Annotated in this window: 18 protein-coding genes and 1 tRNA gene; 15 read left to right on the forward strand and 4 right to left on the reverse strand. The window is 60.2% G+C overall.

Going from position 1 to position 20,244, the window contains the following annotated elements:
- Positions 1 to 15 precede the first annotated feature (15 nt).
- The 10 genes from AGR13A_RS12155 (at position 16) to dps (ending at position 9,755) form a co-directional block, all read left to right on the forward strand.
- The gene (locus AGR13A_RS12155) at positions 16 to 1,113 is read left to right on the forward strand and encodes an ABC transporter substrate-binding protein (protein ID WP_374701829.1); all 1,098 of its coding nucleotides are present in this window, start codon (positions 16 to 18) and stop codon (positions 1,111 to 1,113) included.
- A 425-nt stretch (positions 1,114 to 1,538) separates the two neighbouring features.
- The gene (locus tag AGR13A_RS12165; RefSeq protein WP_035228016.1) at positions 1,539 to 2,483 is read left to right on the forward strand and encodes a Bug family tripartite tricarboxylate transporter substrate binding protein; all 945 of its coding nucleotides are present in this window, start codon (positions 1,539 to 1,541) and stop codon (positions 2,481 to 2,483) included.
- On the forward strand, positions 2,480 to 2,974 hold the full coding sequence (locus tag AGR13A_RS12170) for a tripartite tricarboxylate transporter TctB family protein (RefSeq protein WP_003491894.1): 495 nt from the start codon (positions 2,480 to 2,482) through the stop codon (positions 2,972 to 2,974). Before AGR13A_RS12165 ends, AGR13A_RS12170 begins: the two co-directional genes overlap by 4 nt.
- A gap of 93 nt (positions 2,975 to 3,067) precedes the next feature.
- Positions 3,068 to 4,585 (forward strand): tripartite tricarboxylate transporter permease, encoded by a 1,518-nt coding sequence (locus AGR13A_RS12175; protein ID WP_003491896.1) that lies wholly within the window; start codon positions 3,068 to 3,070, stop codon positions 4,583 to 4,585.
- Between the two features lie 128 nt (positions 4,586 to 4,713).
- On the forward strand, positions 4,714 to 4,971 hold the full coding sequence (locus tag AGR13A_RS12180; RefSeq protein WP_080835841.1) for a hypothetical protein: 258 nt from the start codon (positions 4,714 to 4,716) through the stop codon (positions 4,969 to 4,971).
- A 359-nt stretch (positions 4,972 to 5,330) separates the two neighbouring features.
- Positions 5,331 to 6,269: a siderophore ABC transporter substrate-binding protein gene (locus AGR13A_RS12185; RefSeq protein WP_080835846.1), complete on the forward strand. Its 939-nt coding sequence runs from the start codon at positions 5,331 to 5,333 to the stop codon at positions 6,267 to 6,269.
- A gap of 193 nt (positions 6,270 to 6,462) precedes the next feature.
- Positions 6,463 to 7,428 (forward strand): ABC transporter permease, encoded by a 966-nt coding sequence (locus tag AGR13A_RS12190; protein WP_080835848.1) that lies wholly within the window; start codon positions 6,463 to 6,465, stop codon positions 7,426 to 7,428.
- On the forward strand, positions 7,421 to 8,389 hold the full coding sequence (locus AGR13A_RS12195; protein ID WP_080835850.1) for an iron chelate uptake ABC transporter family permease subunit: 969 nt from the start codon (positions 7,421 to 7,423) through the stop codon (positions 8,387 to 8,389). Before AGR13A_RS12190 ends, AGR13A_RS12195 begins: the two co-directional genes overlap by 8 nt.
- Positions 8,386 to 9,144 carry an iron ABC transporter ATP-binding protein gene (locus tag AGR13A_RS12200; RefSeq protein WP_080835853.1) on the forward strand — a complete coding sequence of 253 codons (759 nt, stop codon included), beginning with the start codon at positions 8,386 to 8,388 and terminating at the stop codon, positions 9,142 to 9,144. Before AGR13A_RS12195 ends, AGR13A_RS12200 begins: the two co-directional genes overlap by 4 nt.
- A 122-nt stretch (positions 9,145 to 9,266) precedes the next feature.
- On the forward strand, positions 9,267 to 9,755 hold the full coding sequence (gene dps / locus AGR13A_RS12205; protein ID WP_080835854.1) for a DNA starvation/stationary phase protection protein Dps: 489 nt from the start codon (positions 9,267 to 9,269) through the stop codon (positions 9,753 to 9,755).
- A gap of 75 nt (positions 9,756 to 9,830) precedes the next feature.
- Here the strand turns inward: dps and AGR13A_RS12210 are convergent, their stop codons facing one another.
- Positions 9,831 to 10,052, reverse strand: coding sequence for a hypothetical protein (locus AGR13A_RS12210; RefSeq protein WP_003522612.1), 222 nt, complete (start codon positions 10,050 to 10,052; stop codon positions 9,831 to 9,833).
- A 384-nt stretch (positions 10,053 to 10,436) separates the two neighbouring features.
- On the opposite strand from AGR13A_RS12210, the gene AGR13A_RS12215 reads away from it, so the two are divergent.
- Positions 10,437 to 10,511 (forward strand) — tRNA-Gly (locus tag AGR13A_RS12215).
- A 159-nt stretch (positions 10,512 to 10,670) separates the two neighbouring features.
- On the opposite strand, the gene AGR13A_RS12220 is transcribed toward AGR13A_RS12215, so the two are convergent.
- Positions 10,671 to 11,570: a LysR family transcriptional regulator gene (locus AGR13A_RS12220; protein ID WP_035224493.1), complete on the reverse strand. Its 900-nt coding sequence runs from the start codon at positions 11,568 to 11,570 to the stop codon at positions 10,671 to 10,673.
- Positions 11,571 to 11,704: 134 nt separating this feature from the next.
- Here AGR13A_RS12220 and AGR13A_RS12225 point away from each other — a divergent pair, with 134 nt between their 5' ends.
- The 4 genes from AGR13A_RS12225 to AGR13A_RS12240 all read left to right on the forward strand — a co-directional run bounded on the left by AGR13A_RS12225 (position 11,705) and on the right by AGR13A_RS12240 (position 17,616).
- Positions 11,705 to 12,502: an alpha/beta hydrolase fold domain-containing protein gene (locus AGR13A_RS12225; RefSeq protein WP_080836819.1), complete on the forward strand. Its 798-nt coding sequence runs from the start codon at positions 11,705 to 11,707 to the stop codon at positions 12,500 to 12,502.
- A gap of 117 nt (positions 12,503 to 12,619) precedes the next feature.
- On the forward strand, positions 12,620 to 13,810 hold the full coding sequence (locus AGR13A_RS12230) for an efflux RND transporter periplasmic adaptor subunit (protein WP_080835857.1): 1,191 nt from the start codon (positions 12,620 to 12,622) through the stop codon (positions 13,808 to 13,810).
- 115 nt (positions 13,811 to 13,925) lie between these two features.
- A complete protein-coding gene (locus AGR13A_RS12235) occupies positions 13,926 to 17,120 on the forward strand; it encodes an efflux RND transporter permease subunit (RefSeq protein WP_035224484.1) in 3,195 nt (1,064 codons plus the stop codon).
- Between the two features lie 292 nt (positions 17,121 to 17,412).
- Positions 17,413 to 17,616 carry a hypothetical protein gene (locus AGR13A_RS12240; protein WP_167377486.1) on the forward strand — a complete coding sequence of 68 codons (204 nt, stop codon included), beginning with the start codon at positions 17,413 to 17,415 and terminating at the stop codon, positions 17,614 to 17,616.
- A 25-nt stretch (positions 17,617 to 17,641) separates the two neighbouring features.
- Here the strand turns inward: AGR13A_RS12240 and AGR13A_RS12245 are convergent, their stop codons facing one another.
- A complete protein-coding gene (locus tag AGR13A_RS12245; protein ID WP_035224477.1) occupies positions 17,642 to 18,487 on the reverse strand; it encodes an endonuclease/exonuclease/phosphatase family protein in 846 nt (281 codons plus the stop codon).
- Between the two features lie 16 nt (positions 18,488 to 18,503).
- Complete coding sequence (locus AGR13A_RS12250) at positions 18,504 to 19,964, reverse strand: phospholipase D-like domain-containing protein (RefSeq protein ID WP_080836825.1); 1,461 nt, start codon at positions 19,962 to 19,964, stop codon at positions 18,504 to 18,506.
- Positions 19,965 to 20,244: the final 280 nt, after the last annotated feature.

Raw genomic sequence — 20,244 nt, forward strand, 5'->3', positions numbered from 1 at the left:
CCTTACCGCTTGTGAATGGCCAGCGCCTGCTGCATGATCTTTTCCATGCGTATCTGCCTTCTCCTCTGTCTCTGTCTTTGCATGGCCTCGCCCGCCCTTGCGCAAGTCGCCATCTTTCCGGCACCCTCCGGCAAGGCGGATGCCGAGACGCTGGTGGTCTATTCCTCGCTGGATGAACCACTGGCGACGCCGATGATCGAGGGTTTCCAGAAGGCCAATCCCGATATCGCCGTCCATTATGAGGATATGCTGACGGGCGAGATTTACGACCGCATCGTGAAGGAAACCGATGCCGGCAAAAAGACCGCCGATTTCGCCTTTTCCTCCGCCATGGATTTGCAGGTAAAACTGAGCAATGACGGTTATGCCCAGCGCTCGGATCTCGCCATGAGCGCCCGCTGGCCTGCCTGGGCCAACTGGCGCAACACCGCCTATGCGCTGACCTTCGAACCTGCAGTCTTCGTTTATCACAAGCCGAGCTTCACCACCGAAAAACCGCCCGCCACCCGTGCCGAATTCGTGGATTATCTCGAGCGTCATGCAAAGGAAATCCACGGCCGCATCGCCACTTACGACATCGAACGCTCCGGTGTCGGCTTCCTGTTCATGTCACGGGATCAGGAACAGTTCGGCGATATATGGAGCGTCATCAAGGCCATGGGCGCGGCGGGCGTGAAGGTCTATTCCACCTCCTCGGCCATTCTGGAACGTGTTTCCGACGGTCGTTTCGTGCTGGGCTACAATATTCTCGGCTCCTATGCGGCGGACTGGGCCTCGCGCCACCCCGATGTCGGCATCGTGCTGCCGAAAGACTATACCGTCGTCATGTCGCGCATCGGTCTGGTGCCGGAAGCCGCCGCCAACCCGGCGCTCGGCCGCCGTTATCTGGAATTCTTCATGTCCAAGGAGGGCCAGACGATCATGGCCCGGCAGTTGCAGATCCCCGCCGTCAGCCCGGAAGTGGCGGGCGAGAACACCGCCAACACCATGCAGGCCATCCACGGCGCGCAATTGCGCCCGGTCCCGGTCAGCCCCGGCCTGATGGTCTATCTGGATCAGGTCAAACGCAGCCGCCTGATCGAGCGCTGGAACGAGGCGTTGCGGTCGCAGTAGGTTTGAGCGCCCCACCATTCCTCATTCCTGTGCTTGTCACAGGAATCCAGCCAGCCACAGTCTTTGGGCTGAAAGGACTCCTCTCGCCGCGTAGACGCGCGCCGGCTGGATCCCTGTGACAGGCACAGGGATGAGGGAGCGGCAAACTTTGAAACCGCCATCCCACACGCCACAGTAGACGTCCGATACAAATTAATAGAGAGTAAATGCGCAAGGACTTGCGTAGCGTCAGTTAGATGACAGCTTTTTGTGATGCTCTGCAATCCTTCTTCATTCCGTGGAGGCGGAAGAAGATGCGGGAGGAAATCCAGGACGGTTGCAAGGCCCCACGCTGAGCATTCAGCGCCGGTACAGACGCGTCCGAAAAGCCCCCCGCATAAACGAAAAACGACGCCCAAAAGGGCATCCTGAGGAGGGTTTTCCAAGTGAAGCATTTTCTTATCGGCACATTTCTGGCGGGCGTGATCGCTCTTCCGGCGGTTGCAGCGGATTACACCATCATCGCGCCGGCCAATCCCGGCGGCGGCTGGGACCAGACCGCGCGCTCCCTGCAGAGCGTGCTGCAGGAAGAAGGCATTTCCAAGAGCGTTCAGGTGCAGAACGTACCGGGCGCCGGCGGCACCATCGGTCTTGCACAATTCGCCAGCCAGCAGAAGGGCAACCCGAACGCCCTCATCGTCGGCGGTTACGTGATGGTCGGCGCGATCCTCACCAACAACGCGCCCGTCACGCTTAAGGAAGTAACACCGATCGCCCGTCTGACCGGCGAATATGAAGCCATCGTCGTTCCGGCATCCTCGCCGCTGAAGACCATCGGCGACCTCGTCGACCAGCTCAAGAAGGATCCGGGCAGCGTTTCCTGGGGCGGCGGCTCTGCTGGCGGCACCGACCACATCGCGGTTGGCCTGATTGCCAAGGCGGCCGGCGTCGATCCGACCAAGATCAACTACATCGCTTATTCCGGCGGCGGCGAAGCGCTTGCCTCGATCCTCGGCTCGCAGGTGACTGCCGGTATTTCGAGCTACGGCGAATTCGAAAGCCAGGTAAAGGCCGGCACGCTGCGCCTGCTCGCGGTTTCCAGTGAAGAGAAGCTGGAAGGCGTTGATGCGCCGACACTGAAGGAAAGCGGCCTTGATGTCGTCGTCCAGAACTGGCGCATGGTCGCCGCTCCTCCCGGCCTGACGCCGGAACAGGAAAAGGCCGTCAATGCCGACATCGAAAAGCTGGTGAAGTCTGCCAAGTGGCAGGAAACCCTGAAGACCAAGAGCTGGATGGACACCTATCTCGCCGGTGACGAATTCAAGGCGCAGCTCGCCAAGGATACCGACGCCACCGCCGCCATCCTCAAAGACATCGGACTGGTAAAATGAGCCAGGGTTCTAACCCTTCGCAGCATCAAAAGCGCCGCCCTGACTGGGCGGCGCTGGCGATCGCCATCTTCCTCGTCATCATCGCCTCGGTGATCTTCTGGGACAGCGCGCGTCTCGCCAGCGTCACCGGTTATTCGCCGGTCGGCCCGGCAACGGTGCCTTACGCTATCGGCTTCTGTCTTATCGGCCTGGCGCTGTGGACAGCCATCGAGGCCTGGCGCGGTGATTTTCCCGAACGCGACAAACAGGAAATCGCCCCGGTTATCTGGGTCGTCGCCGGCCTTGCCGCACAGATGCTGCTGCTGAACATTGCCGGTTTCTCCATCGCCACCGGCCTGCTCTTCGCCTTTACGGCGCGCGCCTTCGGCAAACGCAAGCTCTGGTATTCGATCCCCATCGGCATCGCCCTGAGCTTCTTCATCTGGTTCATTTTCGCGCGGCTGCTGCAGCTTTCACTGCCCGCCGGGCCTCTGGAACGGCTGCTCTTCTAACAGCCATTCCGACCAAAATTCGAGATCACAGGAACAATTGGCGCGTGATGACGCAAAAGCCAGCCGTTCCGCCCGACAGGGGGACATCTGTCCATGAGTACCTTTGAATTCCTGCTGCACGGTCTTGAGGTTGCCGCCCAACCCATGAACCTGCTCTATGCGCTGATCGGCGTCACGCTCGGCACCGCCGTCGGCGTCCTGCCCGGCATCGGCCCTGCGCTGACCGTGGCGCTGCTTCTGCCCGTCACCTATAGGCTCGATCCCGCCGGTTCGCTCATCATGTTCGCCGGCATCTATTATGGCGGCATGTATGGCGGCTCGACCACCTCGATCCTGCTCAACACGCCGGGCGAAAGCGCCTCGATCGTCACAGCGCTCGAAGGCAACAAGATGGCCCGCAAGGGCAGAGGCGGCCCGGCGCTGGCCACCGCCGCCATCGGCTCCTTCGTCGCCGGCCTCATCGCCACCATCGCGCTGGCCTTCGTTGCACCCTTTATCGTCAAGCTGGCGCTGGTTTTCGGCCCGCGCGAATATTTCGCGCTGATGGTGCTGGCTTTCGTCACCGTTTCCTCCGCCTTCGGGGATTCGGCGCTGCGCGGTCTCACCTCATTGTTCATCGGCTTTGCGCTCGCCATCGTCGGCATCGACCAGCTTACCGGCCAGACGCGCATGAGCTTCGGCATTCCCGACCTGCTCGACGGCGTCGAAGTGACGACGCTTGCGGTCGCCATGTTCGCCATTGGCGAGACGCTTTTCATTGTCGCGCAGGGCCAGACTGGCGACGACAAGGTCGAAGCCGTCAAGGGTTCGGTCTGGATGAGTGCGCAGGACTGGGCGCGTTCCTGGAAAGCCTGGCTGCGCGGCACCCTGATTGGCTTCCCCATCGGCGCCATGCCGGCGGGCGGCGCTGAAATCGGCACCTTCCTGTCCTATGCCACTGAAAAGAAGCTGACCAAATATCCGGAAGAATTCGGCCATGGCGCCATTGAAGGCGTTGCCGGTCCGGAGGCGGCCAACAACGCGTCCGCCGCCGGTACGCTCGTGCCGCTCCTGACACTCGGCCTGCCGACGACGGCGACCGCCGCCATCATGCTCGCCGGTTTCCAGCAGTTTGGCCTGCAGCCTGGCCCGCTGCTGTTCGCCACCAATCCGCAGCTCGTCTGGGGTCTGATCGCCAGCCTGTTCATCGCCAACCTGATGCTGCTGGTTCTGAACCTGCCGCTCGTCGGCCTGTGGGTGAAGCTGTTGACCATTCCGAAGCCCTGGCTTTATGCGGGTATTCTGCTGTTCGCGACGCTCGGCACCATTGGCGCCAACCCGTCGGTATTCGAACTCGGCATGCTGCTCGCCTTCGGTATCCTCGGCTACGTCATGCGCATCTTCGGTTATCCGATTGCGCCTGCGGTCGTCGGCCTGATCCTCGGCCCGCTTGCTGAACAGCAGCTTCGCCGCGCGCTCGCCATCGGCCAGGGCGATCCGACGGTGCTGTTCACCTCACCCATCGCCGTCGGCCTGTTCGCTGTCGCGGCAGCCGCCTTCATCATCCCGCTTATCATGCGTATCCGCGGCCGTGGCGAGGTGCTGACGCAGCTTGCCGCCAACGAGGACTGAGAAACCAAAAGCCTCCCAAGGCAACTGGCCCCGTATCTTCGGATGCGGGGCTTTTTTATTCACGCCAACGGGATGTGTGGCGCAGGCGCGGCCATGATATGATTCCGCCCCAAACGCAGGAGAAAAACATGCGCACGATCGCGATCATGATGGTTCTGGCGCTTACCGGCTGCACCACCGCCACCGATGTCGAACCCATTCCCGGCAGCATCACCTATGGCGGACAGCCGCGCACCAAACTGACCAAATCCCCCATCGGCAGCACGCTCAGCAATGAATTCGTCATGGGCGACGGGCGGCTGGCCATCGAAACCTACCGCGTGCAACCGGACCGCTCCCTGAAACTGGAGAGACGCGAAATCGTCGGCGACTGGCCACCGGAGTGAGGGGAACCTGCTTACCTGTTGCTTCCATTGAGACCCCGTCATGCCGGACTTGATCCGGCATCCAGCCAGCCCAAGTCCTTGGGCTGAAAGAACCCTCATCGCCGCGCAGACGCGCGTCGGCTGGATGCCGGATCAAGTCCGGCATGACGGATGTCGTGGCTAGGCTGCGTCCTACGTCCGGCGATCACAACGAGTCTTGCTACGCGCGGCCCCCCTTTCCCGCTCACGGCAATTCAGAACCGTTCTAAAACATAATTTTGATTTCCGCCGACCTTGCCAATAAAGCTGATCGCCAACATCAAGTTAACCCGGGGGGATCGCTTCCGCCGGCTCGGAACCATATTGCAAGGGACATATCAGTGGCCATCAACTTCACCTTCCCCGTTCGGCTGCTGGCGGCAGCCGCCTTCAGCCTCGGCGCGATGACGGCAAGTGCCGAAGAAATGACGATCAGGCACGCGCAGGGCGAAACCGTGCTGAAGGCCGCGCCGAAGAAGGTTCTGGTTCTCGATATTCCCTCGCTCGACAATCTCGATGCGCTCGGTGTCGAGCCCACAGGTGTGGTCAACTCCAACCTGCCGACCTATCTGCAGAAATATGCCGATGGCAAATATCTGAAGGTCGGCACGCTGTTTGAGCCCGATTATGAGGCGATCAATGCGGCCGAGGCCGATCTCGTCATCGTCGGCGGCCGTTCGCGGGCGAAATATCCAGACGTTGCGAAGATCACGCCCGCCATCGACATGTCGGTGGATTCCAAGGAATTCATCGGCAGCGTGAAAGCCAACATCACCAAGCTCGGCGATATCTTCGGCAAGCAGGAAGAAGCCAGGAAGCTCGACGCCGCCATTGATGAAAAAGTGGCGAAGCTGAAGGAAATCGCGCCCAACTCCGGCACGGCGATGATCCTCCTCACCAATGCCGGCAAGGTCGGCGTTTATGGCCCGAGCTCGCGCACCGGCTGGCTGCATACCGAAATCGGCTTCAAGCCGGTTGCCGCCGACATCGACGACCGCTTCGACCGCGGCGATGTCGTCTCCTTCGAATATCTGGCCGAGGTCAATCCCGAATGGCTATTCGTGATCGACCGCGACGCCGGCATCGGCCGCGCCACCGACCCCGGCAAGGCCGCCGCGCAGGTGCTGGATAACGAGCTGGTGCACCAGACCAATGCCTGGAAGAAAAAGCAGATCGTTTATCTCGATCCGCAGGCGGCCTATATCGTCAGCAGCGGTTATACGGCGCTCTCCACCCTGCTCGATCAGGTCTACACGGCCGTCTCCGAGAAGAAGTCGTAAAGACTGCCGGGCATCCGATCCTGAAGGCTGCTCCACACCCGACGTCATCCTCGGGCTTGACCCGAGGATCCATCACGCGTCAGGTTGTGGATCCTCGGGTCAAGCCCGAGGATGACAAAGGAGAGGTCGAACAACTGTTTCGACAGCCTGCCAAGCCACCGGGAGCTTTCACCATTTTCGAAAAACCGCCGAAGTGAAATCCCTGTCTCTCATCCTTGCCCTTCTTCTGGCCCTGGTGCTCGCCATCACCAGCCTGTTCGTCGGCGTCAGCAATGTCTCACTCGCCACGCTCTTTTCGCCTGATACCAGCGCGGACGCGCTGCGCGTGCTGCTCGTCAGCCGCATTCCGCGCACGCTGGCGCTGATACTGGCCGGAAGCTCAATGGCGATTGCCGGGCTCATCATGCAGATGCTGGTGCGTAACCGCTTCGTGGAACCTTCGACGGCGGGCACCACCGAATCCGCCGGCCTCGGCCTTCTCACCGTCACCCTGCTGGCGCCGAACACGCCGATCTTCGGCAAGATGCTGGTGGCCGCCGTCTTCGCGCTCGCCGGAACCGCGCTGTTCCTGCGTATCCTACGGCAAGTCCCGCTGCGCGATGTGCTGCTGGTGCCGCTGATCGGCATCATGCTGGGCGGCGTCATTTCCGCCGTCACCACCTTCTTCGCTTATCGTTTTGATCTGCTGCAATCGCTGGGCGCATGGATGACGGGGGATTTTTCCGGCGTGCTGCGCGGCCGTTATGAATTGCTGTGGATCGGCTTCCTTTTCGCCATCGCCGCCTATCTCGCCGCCGACCGCTTCACCGTCGCCGGCATGGGCCGCGATTTTACCACCAATCTCGGCCTCAACTATCGCCGGGTGATGGCGCTCGGCCTCACCATCGTCTCGCTGGTGAGCGCGGTCGTCGTCGTCACCGTCGGCATGATCCCGTTTCTCGGCCTGATCGTGCCGAATGTCGTCAGCCTGATGATCGGCGACAATATGCGCCGCTCGGTACCCTGGGTGGCGACGCTGGGCGCGGTCTTTGTGCTTTCCTGCGACATCATCGGCCGGACCGTGCGTGCGCCTTACGAAATACCCATCGGAACCGTGGTCGGCGTCATCGGCAGCGCGCTGTTCCTCTATCTTCTGCTGCGGAAACGCCACCATGCGTGAGAGACATCCCGACCGGCGTGCAAAGACCGTTCTGCTGGTGCTTGCGGCATTCGCACTCATCTCCATGGCCGCCTTCATGACGCTGGGCGCCAAGGGAAGCTGGAGTTTCGTGCTGCCGTTTCGCGGCATCAAGCTTCTGTCGCTCTTGCTGGTGGCCTATGCGATCGCGGTCTCCACCGTGCTGTTCCAGACGGTCACCAACAACCGCATCCTCACCCCTTCGGTGATGGGTTTCGATTCGCTTTATGTGCTGATGCAGACCGGGCTGATCTTCGTCTTCGGCTCGGCAACCGTCGTCATGATCGATCCGCAGCTGAAATTTCTCGCCGAAACCAGCCTGCTCGTCGCCTTTTCCGCCCTGCTCTATCGCTGGCTTTTCGTCGGCGCGGAACGCAGCCTGCATCTTCTCGTGCTGGTCGGCATCGTTTTCGGCGTCTTCTTCCGCAGCCTCTCGGGCTTCATGCAACGCGTGCTGGACCCCAATGAATATACGGTGCTGCAGGATGTGCTGTTCGCCAGCTTCAATTCCATCGATCCGACGCTTCTTGCCGTCTCCGCCGTCATCATAGGCGTGGTGACCATCATCGGGCTCAGGCTCATGCACACGCTCGACGTCCTCTCGCTCGGCCGCGCAACGGCCATCAGCCTCGGGGTCGAATATAAGCGCACGGTCACCATCATCCTCGTGCTGGTCTCGGTGCTTGTCGCCGTCTCCACGGCGCTGGTCGGCCCGGTCATGTTCTTCGGCCTGCTGGTCGCAGCCCTTGCCCATTATCTCACCGGCAATGGCAAACACGCCTATGTGCTGCCGGCCGCAATCCTCATCGCCGTGATCTGCCTCGTCGGCGGCCAGGTGGTGCTGGAGCGGGTCTTCGCCTTCGATACGGCGCTCTCGATCATCATCGAATTTCTCGGCGGCATCGTCTTTATCGGTCTTATTTTGAAGCGGGGTGCGCGATGATCATCGCCAGTCAGATCAGCAAATCCTATGGCGACAGCCTCGTCGTCGATGGCGTCTCCGTCTCCATTCCGGCAGGCGGCGTCACCTCCATCATCGGGCCGAATGGTGCGGGAAAATCGACGCTGCTCTCCATCGTCGCAAGGCTGATGTCGATGGATGCCGGAACGGTGACGGTGGACGGTCTGGATGTCACGAAAACCCCTTCCGATACGCTGGCCAAGCGGCTCTCCATATTGCGGCAGGACAACCACATCTCTTCGCGCCTGACAGTGCGCGATCTCGTCGGTTTCGGCCGTTACCCCTATTCCAAGGGCCGCCCCACCATTGAGGACAAGGTCCATATCGACCGGGCGCTGGAATATCTCAATCTCGAAGCCCTTGCCGGCCGGTTTCTGGACGAGCTTTCCGGCGGCCAGCGCCAGCGCGCCTTCGTGGCCATGGTTCTGTGCCAGGATACCGATTACGTGCTGCTCGACGAGCCACTCAACAATCTCGACATGAAACACGCCTCCGGTATGATGAAGATCATGCGCAAGGCCGCCGACGAGCTGAAGAAGACCGTGGTTCTGGTGCTGCACGACATCAACTTCGCCTCCTGGTATTCCGACACCATCATCGCCATGCGCGAAGGCCGCATCTGCCATCAGGGGCCGGCGGAAGAGATCATTCGTCCGGACGTCCTCAAGGACATCTATGACATGCCGATCCGCGTCAATGAGATAGACGGCCGGCGCATCTGCCTGTTTTACGAATGACATGATGATTGTGCAGGATTTTTGTCGTCGCGTTCCCTAACATGGAACAGGGCCTCAGGCCAGGACGTTAAACGACGGACTTTTCCAAAGCGGCATTCCGTCCGCAACTTCAGGAGACATCGATGAAGACGCACAAGACGAAGAACGACCTGCCTTCCAACGCCAAGTCGACCGTGATCGGCATTCTCAACGAATCGCTGGCCTCGGTGATCGACCTTGCACTCATCACCAAGCAGGCGCACTGGAACCTCAAGGGCCCGCAATTCATCGCCGTGCATGAGCTTCTCGACACCTTCCGCACCCAGCTCGACAATCACGGCGACACCATCGCCGAACGTGTGGTCCAGCTTGGCGGCACGGCGCTCGGCAGCCTGCAATCGATTTCCTCGACGACGAAGCTCAAGGCCTATCCGACCGATATCTACAAGATCCACGACCATCTCGAAGAACTGATCGAACGTTATGGCGAGGTCGCGAACATGATCCGCAAGGCCATCGACGATTCCGACGAGGCCGGCGACCCGACGACGGCTGATATCTTCACCGCCGCCTCGCGCGATCTCGACAAGTCGCTGTGGTTCCTCGAAGCGCATGTTCAGGAGAAGAGCTGAGCCGGAAGCGGCCGCCACAACACACACGAAAGCGCCCGAGATGCTCGGGCGCTTTTTTATTGCGATATGGCGCAATCAGTGCCGACGTAAAACCGCAAGACCGATATCGCGCAACATCTCGTGGTCGAGAATGCCGCGCTGGGCGCTGCGGATCAAAACCGCCGCGCACTCATTGGCAACATGGCTGCTGCGGTCTTGAAAGCATTCGAAACATACGCCATCGAAAATAGTCTGCAGATCGGTGATCTGCTCTGGCGACAATTGTGCGCCAACCCGTTCAAAAGCTGCGTACGACAAGGCTCATCCTCCCGATGATGATATGCCAAGTATCGTTCCCAATATCGTTTCGATTTTTCTTGTGGACAGGGAATTTGTACACCCGAACGAATCACTTGTCGAATCAGATTTTAACCAAATGTAAATAGGTGATTTTTTCTGTTACACGACATGTGCCAGCCAAAGACAAAGCTGCAAAGATCAATTTTAACAATGGCTTCACCGGCAAGCCCGGTATTTTGGACGGCTTCGCTCACCATGCCCGGATAATGATGTGCGACAGAGGAATTTCCGCCAAAACCGCAAAGAAGCTATTGCATTCCAAAATCGATTGAGCGATATAGCACCCGTCGCCGCTTCGGCGGCCCGCAGTCCAGCGAACTACCCCGGACCAGCGGTTTTTGAGCGGGTGTAGCTCAGGGGTAGAGCACAACCTTGCCAAGGTTGGGGTCGAGGGTTCAAATCCCTTCGCCCGCTCCAGTTTTCCAGATCAGACGGACAATTTCTCTCCAAATGTCTCAGTGATGCGCAGCCGCGCAAGCACTCGCACGCCGTTTTCGCCGGCAATGAACACATGGCCGCGCATGTTCGCGTGCTGCCATTAGTTTTGTCGCCGCAAGGACCGGGCGGCAGCTGATCTCAAACCATGCCGTGAACCAGCTTTGCCAGCCAGTCGACAAAGACCCGGACTTTGTTGGTGACGTGCCGTGTCTGCGGATAGACCACATAAATCGGCATCGGTTCGCGCCGCCATTCCGGCAGAACCGGTACCAGTTCGCCGCGCGCCAAGGCATCCTTGACCATGAAAACCGGCAATTGCACGATGCCCATACCCGCCAGCGCCGCATTGAGATAGGTGCGACTGTCATTTACCGACACGACGTAATTGGGCGTAAGCTCAACACTTCGAACCCCATTGTCGAAGGAGATCGGCATGATCTGGCCCGTGGTGGCATTGAGGTAGCCCACGGAATAGTGGCCGTTCTCCAAATCCTCTGGTTTCTCGGGCATGCCGAAATTTTCGATGTAAAAAGGGGCTGCGAATGTCTCGAAGCTGAGCTCGCCGACTTTACGGGCAATCAGCGACTGATCGCGCAGCACGCCGACCCGGAGCGCGCAATCGACATTTTCCGCGATATAATCGACCAGACGATCTCCGACACCCAGGTCGAGACGGATTTGCGGATAACGCTGGTAAAATTCGCAGAGATGTGGGATAACCACCAAGTCCGCGAAGACACCGGCCATCTCCACCCGCAATCGGCCGGAGGGTTGAACCTGAGCGCTGGACATGCTGCCATCAAGTTCTTCGATTTCCGACAAAATCTGCGAGGCCCGCTCATAATAGAGAGCGCCGTCCGTCGTCAGCATCACCCGCCGCGTGGTGCGGTTGAGAAGCGTTGTTTGCAGATGCGCCTCCAGCGCCTGCACCATATTGGTGACGGTGGTTTTGGGCATGTTCAGCGCGGTGGCGGCACGGCTGAAATTGCCGGTTTCGACGACACGTGTGAAGACCCGCATGGCGGAAAGCTGATCCATGAAGCTATTGTCCGTTAATTTGGAATAGTGAATTCATTTTGACATACTTGATCGTTTTCGTCCGAACAATAATATGCATTTCAGATTTTGCAAATATGGTGAGCTGCCAACGGCGGCTGACGGGACCGGATCAGATGAAAGCGCATTGGGAAAATATCGAAAGCTGCGGAGGCTCCGCATCGGGGCTTTCGGTGCGCCGATATGAAAGCGCCGGCCTGTGCAGCCACCCGCCCGTCGTCCTTTATTTGCGGGGCGGTTCGTTTCTGGAGAAGGGCGGCAATTGCCCGGAGCTTCCCGTGGCCCGCGCCCTGGCGGAATGTGGTGCGATCGTTGTCGAGGCTGACTATAGCAAGCCTTCCGGCAACGAATTTCCGATGGTGATCGATTGCGCCTATGAGGCGCTCGATCATCTGAGCCGGGATCGCAAGCATTATGGCGGCGCGAAATCGCTGCTGTTCGTGGCCGGTGAAGAGGCAGGCGGCAATGTGGCGGCGGGACTTGCGCTCAAGGCCCGGGACCGCATGCCTGGCAAGCTTGCCGGTCAGATACTTCTGTCGCCCATGATCGACCCGATGATGACGACGGAATCCTTCCGCGACGCGGACAGGATCGGCATGCGCCAAAGGTGGGCCGATGGCTGGAGCCATTACCTTGCCAAGGCCTGCGGGTTTTTCCACCCCTATGCCGCGCCCTGCCAGTGTACGCGGCTGAACCGGGTGGCGCCGGCGCTGATCTTTACCGCCGAGGACGACCCTCTGCGCGACGAAACGGTCGGTTATGCCGACAGGCTCATCGCCTCCGGTGTCGGCGTCCGGCAGCATGTTTTCCCCGCCGGCATCGGCTGGACGGGGCTTTATCAAGGAGAGGGCGGCGGATGGGTCTCATCCGTCTGTTCGGAGTTCAAGACCTTCGTTGACCAGATAAGACACTGAATACCGTATTTTGAGCATGTCCCGTAAAAGTGCGTAGCGGTTTTACCTCCGGATCATGCGACAAAACAAAGAGATAGAGAAACTGATCGGCTCCTGATCGGAGCCAAGGAGAAACCCATGACGCTGACCACAAAGCGCCGGGCCCTGACGGGCGCCGGTATCGGGCTTGCTATGTCCGTTGCAGCCGCAGCACTCATTTTCGACCTCCCCGCCAGCCGCGATGCGACAGCTGCCTCCACGCCTGCCGAAACGCCCGCAATCCCCGTTACCGTCGCCAAGGTGGAAAGCCGTGACGTCATGCGCTGGGAAGAGTTTTCCGGCCGTCTGGAAGCCGTCGACCGGGTGCAGATCCGCTCCCGCGTCGCCGGCCAGATACAGGCCGTGCATTTCCGCGAAGGCGCGCTGGTGAAGGAAGGCGACGCCCTCTTCACCATCGATCCGGCCCCCTATCAGGCTGCCGTCGCCGGCGCCGAAGCGCAGGTCGCCTCGGCCGAAGCCAAGGTAAGCCTTGCAAAGACCGAACTCGACCGTGGCCGCAGGCTTTCCGACAATCGCACCATCTCCCAGAGCGATCTCGACCAGCGGCAAAGCTCGTTTGCGGATGCCGAAGCCCAGCTTCGCGCCGCCCGCGCCGCTTTGACGACGGCTGAGCTCGATCTCGGTTATACCGAAATCCGCGCCCCGGTTTCCGGCAAGGTCGGCCGCATCGAAATCACCGCCGGCAACCTCGTCGCCGCCGGCTCCACCTCGCCTGCCCTGACGACGCTGGTATCGGTCAACCCGATCTATGCCAGCTTCAACGCCAGCGAAGGCGTCGTGGCCAAGGCGCTTGCCGAACTGCCGCAGACGGACGGCGCGCTGCCCGCCCTCGAACAGATCCCGGTGGAAATCGGCACGCTTTCGGATGAAGGCACGCCGATCAAGGGCACGCTGCACCTGATCGACAACCAGGTGGATTCGGCAAGCGGCACCATCGGTGTCCGCGCGGTCTTCGAAAATCCTGACGGCAGGCTCATTCCGGGTCAGTTCGTGCGGGTACGCATGGGTGAACCCAAGCCGGAAAACCGCATCGTCATCAGTGATCGCGCCATCGGCACGGATCAGGACAAGCGCTTCGTCTTCGTGGTCGATGCCGAAAACAAGGTGAGCTACCGCCAGATCAAGCCCGGCGCACCGGCCGATGGCCAGCGTATCATCGACAGCGGTCTTGCCGCCGGCGATACGATCGTCGTCAACGGTCTGCAGCGCATTCGCCCCGGCGCCACCATCGCCCCGCAGGCGGAAGACAAGGTCGCCGCCTCGCAGTAATCCCGTCCCGCTCCCCCGCGAGACGCACTCTACACAGAACCGGCCAGAACCGGCGGCATAAAAGCCGCCGGAACGGCCTTTGCATTTCCAAAATATACCCGGAGAGGGACTGGATATGAATATTTCCAGATTTTTTGTCGACAGGCCGGTGTTCGCCGGCGTGCTGTCGATCCTGATCGTGGTGGCAGGCCTTCTTGGCATGCGCGCCCTGCCGATTTCCGAATATCCGGAAGTCGTTCCGCCATCCGTCGTCGTCCGCGCCACCTATCCCGGCGCGAACCCGGCCGTTATCGCTGAAACCGTCGCGACACCGCTTGAAGAACAGATCAACGGCGTCGAGGACATGCTCTATATGGGCAGCCAGGCAACCTCCGACGGCGTGCTGACGCTGACCGTTACCTTCAAGCTCGGCACCGACCCCGACAAGGCGCAGCAGCTGGTGCAGAACCGCGTGTCGCAGGCCGAACCGCGCCTGCCGGCGGAAGTCCGCGCACTTGGCATCACCACCGTCAAGAGCTCGCCCGACTTCATCATGGTCGTCAACCTCGTCTCGAAGACCGATGCCTATGACATCACCTATCTGCGCAACTATGCGACGCTGAACGTCAAGGACCGGCTTGCCCGTATCGAAGGCGTAGGTCAGGTTCAGGTCTTCGGCGCAGGCGACTATTCCATGCGCGTCTGGCTCGACCCGCAGAAGGTCGCCGAGCATGATCTGGCCGCCAGCGACGTTTCCGATGCCATCCGCCAGCAGAACGTGCAGGCCGCAGCCGGCGTTATCGGTGCCTCCCCAAGCCCGAACGGCGTCGATCTGCAGCTCAACGTCAATGCCCAGGGCCGTCTGACGACGCCGGAAGAATTCGGCAACATCATCGTCAAGAGCGGCGCCAACGGTGAAATCACCCGCCTGCGCGATGTCGCCCGCATCGAACTCGGCGCTGCCGACTATACGCTGCGCTCGCTGCTCGACGGCGAACCCGCCGTGGCTGTCGCCGTGTTGCAGGCTCCCGGCTCCAATGCCATCGAAATCGCCGACAATGTCCGCGCCACAATGGACAATCTGCAGCTCGCAATGCCTGACGGTGTGAAATACGAGATCGTCTACGATACGACGAAATTCGTACGCTCCTCCATCGAGAAGGTTGTCGATACACTCCTCGAGGCCGTTGGCCTCGTGGTGCTTGTCGTCATCCTCTTCCTGCAGACCTGGCGCGCCTCGATCATTCCGCTGATCGCCGTTCCGGTCTCGATCATCGGCACCTTCGCCGTCATGTATGCCTTCGGCTTCTCCATCAACGCGTTGACGCTGTTCGGGCTCGTGCTCGCCATCGGCATCGTGGTGGATGACGCCATCGTGGTCGTTGAAAACGTCGAGCGAAACATCGAAAACGGCCTCTCGCCACGTGACGCCACCTATAAGGCGATGCGCGAAGTGTCCGGGCCGATCATCGCCATTGCGCTGGTTCTGGTCGCCGTCTTCGTGCCGCTCGCCTTTATTTCAGGCCTTTCCGGCCAGTTCTACCGGCAGTTCGCGCTGACCATCGCCATCTCCACCGTCATTTCGGCGATCAACTCGCTGACGCTGTCGCCCGCTCTGGCAGCCCTGCTGCTGAAGGAACACGGCGCACCGAAAGACTGGCTGACCCGCGTCATGGACCGGCTTTTCGGCTGGTTCTTCCGTGGCTTCAACCGCGCCTTCGGGGCCGCCTCCAATGGCTACGGCAAAACCGTGGGCGGGCTGGTGACGCGCAAGAGCCTGGTGATGATCGTCTATATGGCGCTGGTCGCAGCCACCTACAGCATGTTCAGCACCGTTCCGAGCGGCTTCGTGCCGGCGCAGGACAAGCAGTACCTGATCGGCTTCGCACAGCTTCCGGACGGCGCAACGCTTGACCGCACGGAAAGTGTCATCAAGCGGATGAGCGACATCGCCATGGAACAGCCGGGCGTCAGCCACGCCATCGCCTTCCCCGGCCTGTCGATCAACGGTTTCACCATCGGCTCCAATTCCGGCATCGTCTTTGCTGTTCTCGATGACTTCGAAAACCGCAAGACGCCGGAACTCTCCGGTGGCGCCATCGCCATGCAGCTGAACCAGAAGTTCGCAGGCATTCAGGATGCCTTCATCGCCATGTTCCCGCCGCCGCCGGTCAACGGCCTCGGCCAGACAGGCGGCTTCAAGCTGCAGATCGAGGACCGCGCCGGCTACGGCTATCAGGCGCTCGATGAAGCGACCAAGGCGGTCATCGCCAAGGCCTATCAGACGCCGGAGCTGGCGGGCATCTTCTCCAGCTACCAGATCAACGTGCCGCAACTCTTCGCCGATCTCGACCGCGCCAAGGCCGAGCAGCTGGGCGTTTCGGTCAGCGACGTCTTCCAGACGCTGCAGATCTATCTGGGTTCGCTCTACGTCAACGACTTCAACGCCTTCGGACGGACATACAGCGTGCGTGTGCAGGCAGACGCGCAATTCCGCGCCCATGCGGAAGATATCGGCCGCCTGAAGGTGCGTTCGGCAACGGGTCAGATGATCCCGCTTTCCACGCTGCTGAAGGTGGATGCAACGACAGGACCGGAGCGCACCAACCGTTATAACGGCTTCCTTGCGGCCGATATCAACGGCGGTCCGGCACCGGGTTACTCCTCGGGACAGGCGCAGGCGGCGATTGAAAAAATCCTCGCTGAAACCCTGCCTGCCGGCATTGACTACGAGTGGACGGACCTGACCTACCAGCAGATTCTGGCCGGTAACTCCAGCATCGTGGTCTTCCCGCTGGCGTTGCTGTTGGTCTATCTGGTTCTGGCCGCGCAATATGAAAGCCTCACATTGCCGATCGCCATCATCCTGATCGTACCACTTGGCGTACTTGCAGCCCTGACAGGCGTCTGGCTGACGGGAGGGGATAACAACATCTTTACGCAGATCGGCCTTGTCGTCCTTGTCGGTCTCTCGGCGAAAAACGCGATCCTGATCGTGGAATTCGCCCGGGAGCTGGAATTCGAAGGACGAACGCCGCTTCAGGCGGCCATCGAGGCAAGCCGGCTTCGCCTGCGCCCGATCCTGATGACCTCGCTCGCCTTCATCATGGGCGTGGTGCCGCTGGTCGTCTCCACCGGTGCGGGTGCGGAAATGCGCGCCGCCATGGGTGTCGCGGTGTTCTCCGGCATGATCGGCGTGACGTTCTTCGGCATCTTCATGACACCGGTATTCTATGTGCTGGTTCGCAAGCTGGCGGGCAACCGTCCGCTCATCCAGCACAAGCAGGAAGAACCGGCCAATTCGGACTACAAGCTCGAAAAGGCCGGCTGAAACCACACTCCCATCCACCGCAACCTTCGACGCAAGCCCGCCGCGCATCCCCCCGATGCGCGGCGTTTTTCATGACACAAAACGTTCATGCGATTTTTCTGAAATAGAATCCGTTTCAAATACTTAAGCGACAACAATCCGGACATTGCATCTCAATAGAAGCTCCGGGAATTTAATATATTCAGCCGCATTGACGAAAATCAAAAGAAACAATGCTATTTTATGCTTTGTATTTTGTGGTAATTTCCAAGAACAGGGTGATTCGGACTAAATGATTTAGTTCAGGGGCTACATGATGGAGCAGGATTACGAATCCTGGGCGACAACCGTTGCCTATTCGATAGTGATGCATGAAGGTCTGGACTTGGCGCTTTCCGCGCAGAATCTGGACAGGGGCAAGACCAGAAACAACCGCGAGCGGCTGATGGAGGCCATTCGCATATCGTTGCTGGAAGCCCGTTCGCGCAGCCACCTCACAGCAGCGCACAGGCTCTGAACGCTTTACCTGATATTGCGGGAACTTAGGTCGGAAGAAGGTCGGTCCGGATCGCCGCTTTCAGTGGGAGGTGGTCCGAGGCGACACGCGCCAGCGCGCTGTCATGCGCTTCCACCTGCTCGATCAGCCCTTCGCGATTGGCGATGATCCTGTCGAGCGCCAGCACCGGCAGGTTGGATGGAAAACTCGGCACCGCGGGCGGCAGGCCTCCGAAGGCGTCCCTGAACGTATTGAGCGACGAGCCATTGCCGAGCCGCCATTCATTCAGGTCTCCCATCAGAATGGTCGCGCATTCGTTGCGCGCTTCCAGAAGGCCGATAAGCGCCTTGGCCTGCTGGGCGCGGGAATGTCTCAGAAGACCGAAATGCGCGGCGATGATGCGCAGCGTGCCGCCGCTCTTCAGGTCGAGTTCCACCACAAGCGCACCGCGCGGCTCGAGCCCCGGCAATTTCAACGTATGAACATCCCGCACCGCGCCTTCCCGGAACAGCACGACATTGCCGTGCCATCCATGCGCCTTGACGCCAGCCTGTACCGGCACGGGAACGAGCCCGCTTTCCCGCTCCAGCCGGGCAAGATCGAGCAGGCCCGTTCGCTCGCCGAAACGGCTGTCAGCTTCCTGCAACGCGATGATGTCCGCGCCGATTTCCTGAATGACGCGGCTGGTGCGATCCGGATCGAACTTGCGGTCGCGGCCCACACATTTATGCACATTGTAGGAAGCGATGACGGGGAAGGAATGATCTTTTCCCGCCTGCACCGCATTCTGCCGTTGGCGACGGTCGCGGAGCGACTGCATGACGAAGGCGGGCAAACTGCTATTCGCCGCCAGAGCCGTTTTTTCGCTGTTCAGCAAACCGTTTTTCTTCACGCTGCAATGCCTCCGACTAAAGATAGGGCGAAGCGAGCCAAAGGACACGCTCCACTAAACGGACAACGAATGGCCGCGCATTCAGTTCGCTCAGCCGGACAGGTAAAGCGGTTGCCCGCGCATCGCGGATGCGGTTTCCGATCGTCGCGGCGAATTCCTTATCCATGACTTCAAGATCGATCTCGAAGTTCAGCCGCAGGGAACGCGGATCGAGGTTGGAAGAACCGATATAGGTCCAGCACCCGTCGATCACCAGAAGCTTGGAATGGTTGAAAGCTCCCGTTGCCCGCCAGATGCGGCAGTAATTCTTCAGCATCTGGTCGAACTGCGCCGTCATCGCCCTGTCCACCAGCACCAGATTGTTGCTTTGCGGCACGATGATATCCACCACGACCCCCCGCCTCGCTGCGGTAATGAGTGCCGAAATAAGCTCCCGATCGGGGAGAAAATAGGGCGACATGATGAGAATGGAGGAGCGGGCGACGGAAAACGCACCCATCAGCATCTTGTGACTGGTCTCGATGCTCCTGTCCGGCCCGGAGGAGGATACCCGGGCGACGATCTGCGATCCCGGCACACCATCGGGAATGGCAATGTCCCAGACGGGCGTATCAAGAAGCTCCCCCGTCGTGAACCGCCAGTCCTCCGCCGCGATGGAGAAAAAATCCGATACCACCGGGCCGCTGATCCTGAAATGGGTGTCGTGCGACTGTTTTTCGCCGCCGAATTCCAGTGTGAAACCCTCGCGGATATTCATGCCGCCGCTAAAGGCAATGCGTCCGTCCACCACGAGAATCTTGCGGTGGGTCCGCAGATTGGCATAGGGCAGCCGAAGCCCCATGATGACATTGCCGTTGAAGACATCGGCGACGATGCCCTTTTCCCTGAGCGTCGGCAGAATGCTCGGTACGGAATAACGCGCACCCACGGCATCGATGAGCACCCTGACTTCAACGCCGCGAAACTTCGCCCTTTCCAGCGCCGCCACAAAGCGCGCACCGATCCTGTCATTGTCGAAAATATATGTTTCGAGAATGATCGACCGCTTCGCCTCCCCGATCGCTTCCAGCATGGCGGCATAAGCGGCATCACCGGTCACAAGCGGCTCGATTGTGTTTCCCGTTGTCAGCGCATGGCGCGTCACCCGGTCACCCAGCGTCTTCATCGCCTCGAAACGGCGTCCGAACCGCGCGGCGATGAGTTCGCCGCTCGCATCGAGACGCGCCACGCGATCCATGATCTCGTCCAGCATGAAGGATCGCTGCTGGGTGATGTTGGACCGGCGAATGCGGTTGATGCCGGCAATGGCATAGATGACGGCACCGACAATCGGCGACAGGACGATGACGCCGACCCAGCCAAGCGCCGAGCGGACCTCCTCCTTCGTCATGGTTGCATGCACGGCTGCCACTGTTCCCATCAAAATGGAGAGAACGGCAAGGATATGCGGCCAATAGGCGATGACGAGATCGAGCATGATGCAACTATAGGGCATCGGGCCGAAAAGTGTATCGCGGTTTTCGGAAAACCCGATGCCTAAACGGAATGGTTGAGCGGTTTGCCTGTCCAGCGATCCCAACCCGGCGATGCAGACGCGGTCGGTGAGCGGAACCCAAGCTTCCCGCCCATCCTTTTGCGGGACAGACCCTTGCGGGATTAACGGTGGAAACCGGCCTTGCGATATGTCATGAGAGCGCATCTTGATCTTTAGGCAGGGGTTCTTGCGGGCTTTCTGCGATGTTTGAAAGCAAGAAGGC

It is taken from the genome of Agrobacterium genomosp. 13 str. CFBP 6927 (assembly GCA_900012615.1).
GTDB lineage: Bacteria > Pseudomonadota > Alphaproteobacteria > Rhizobiales > Rhizobiaceae > Agrobacterium.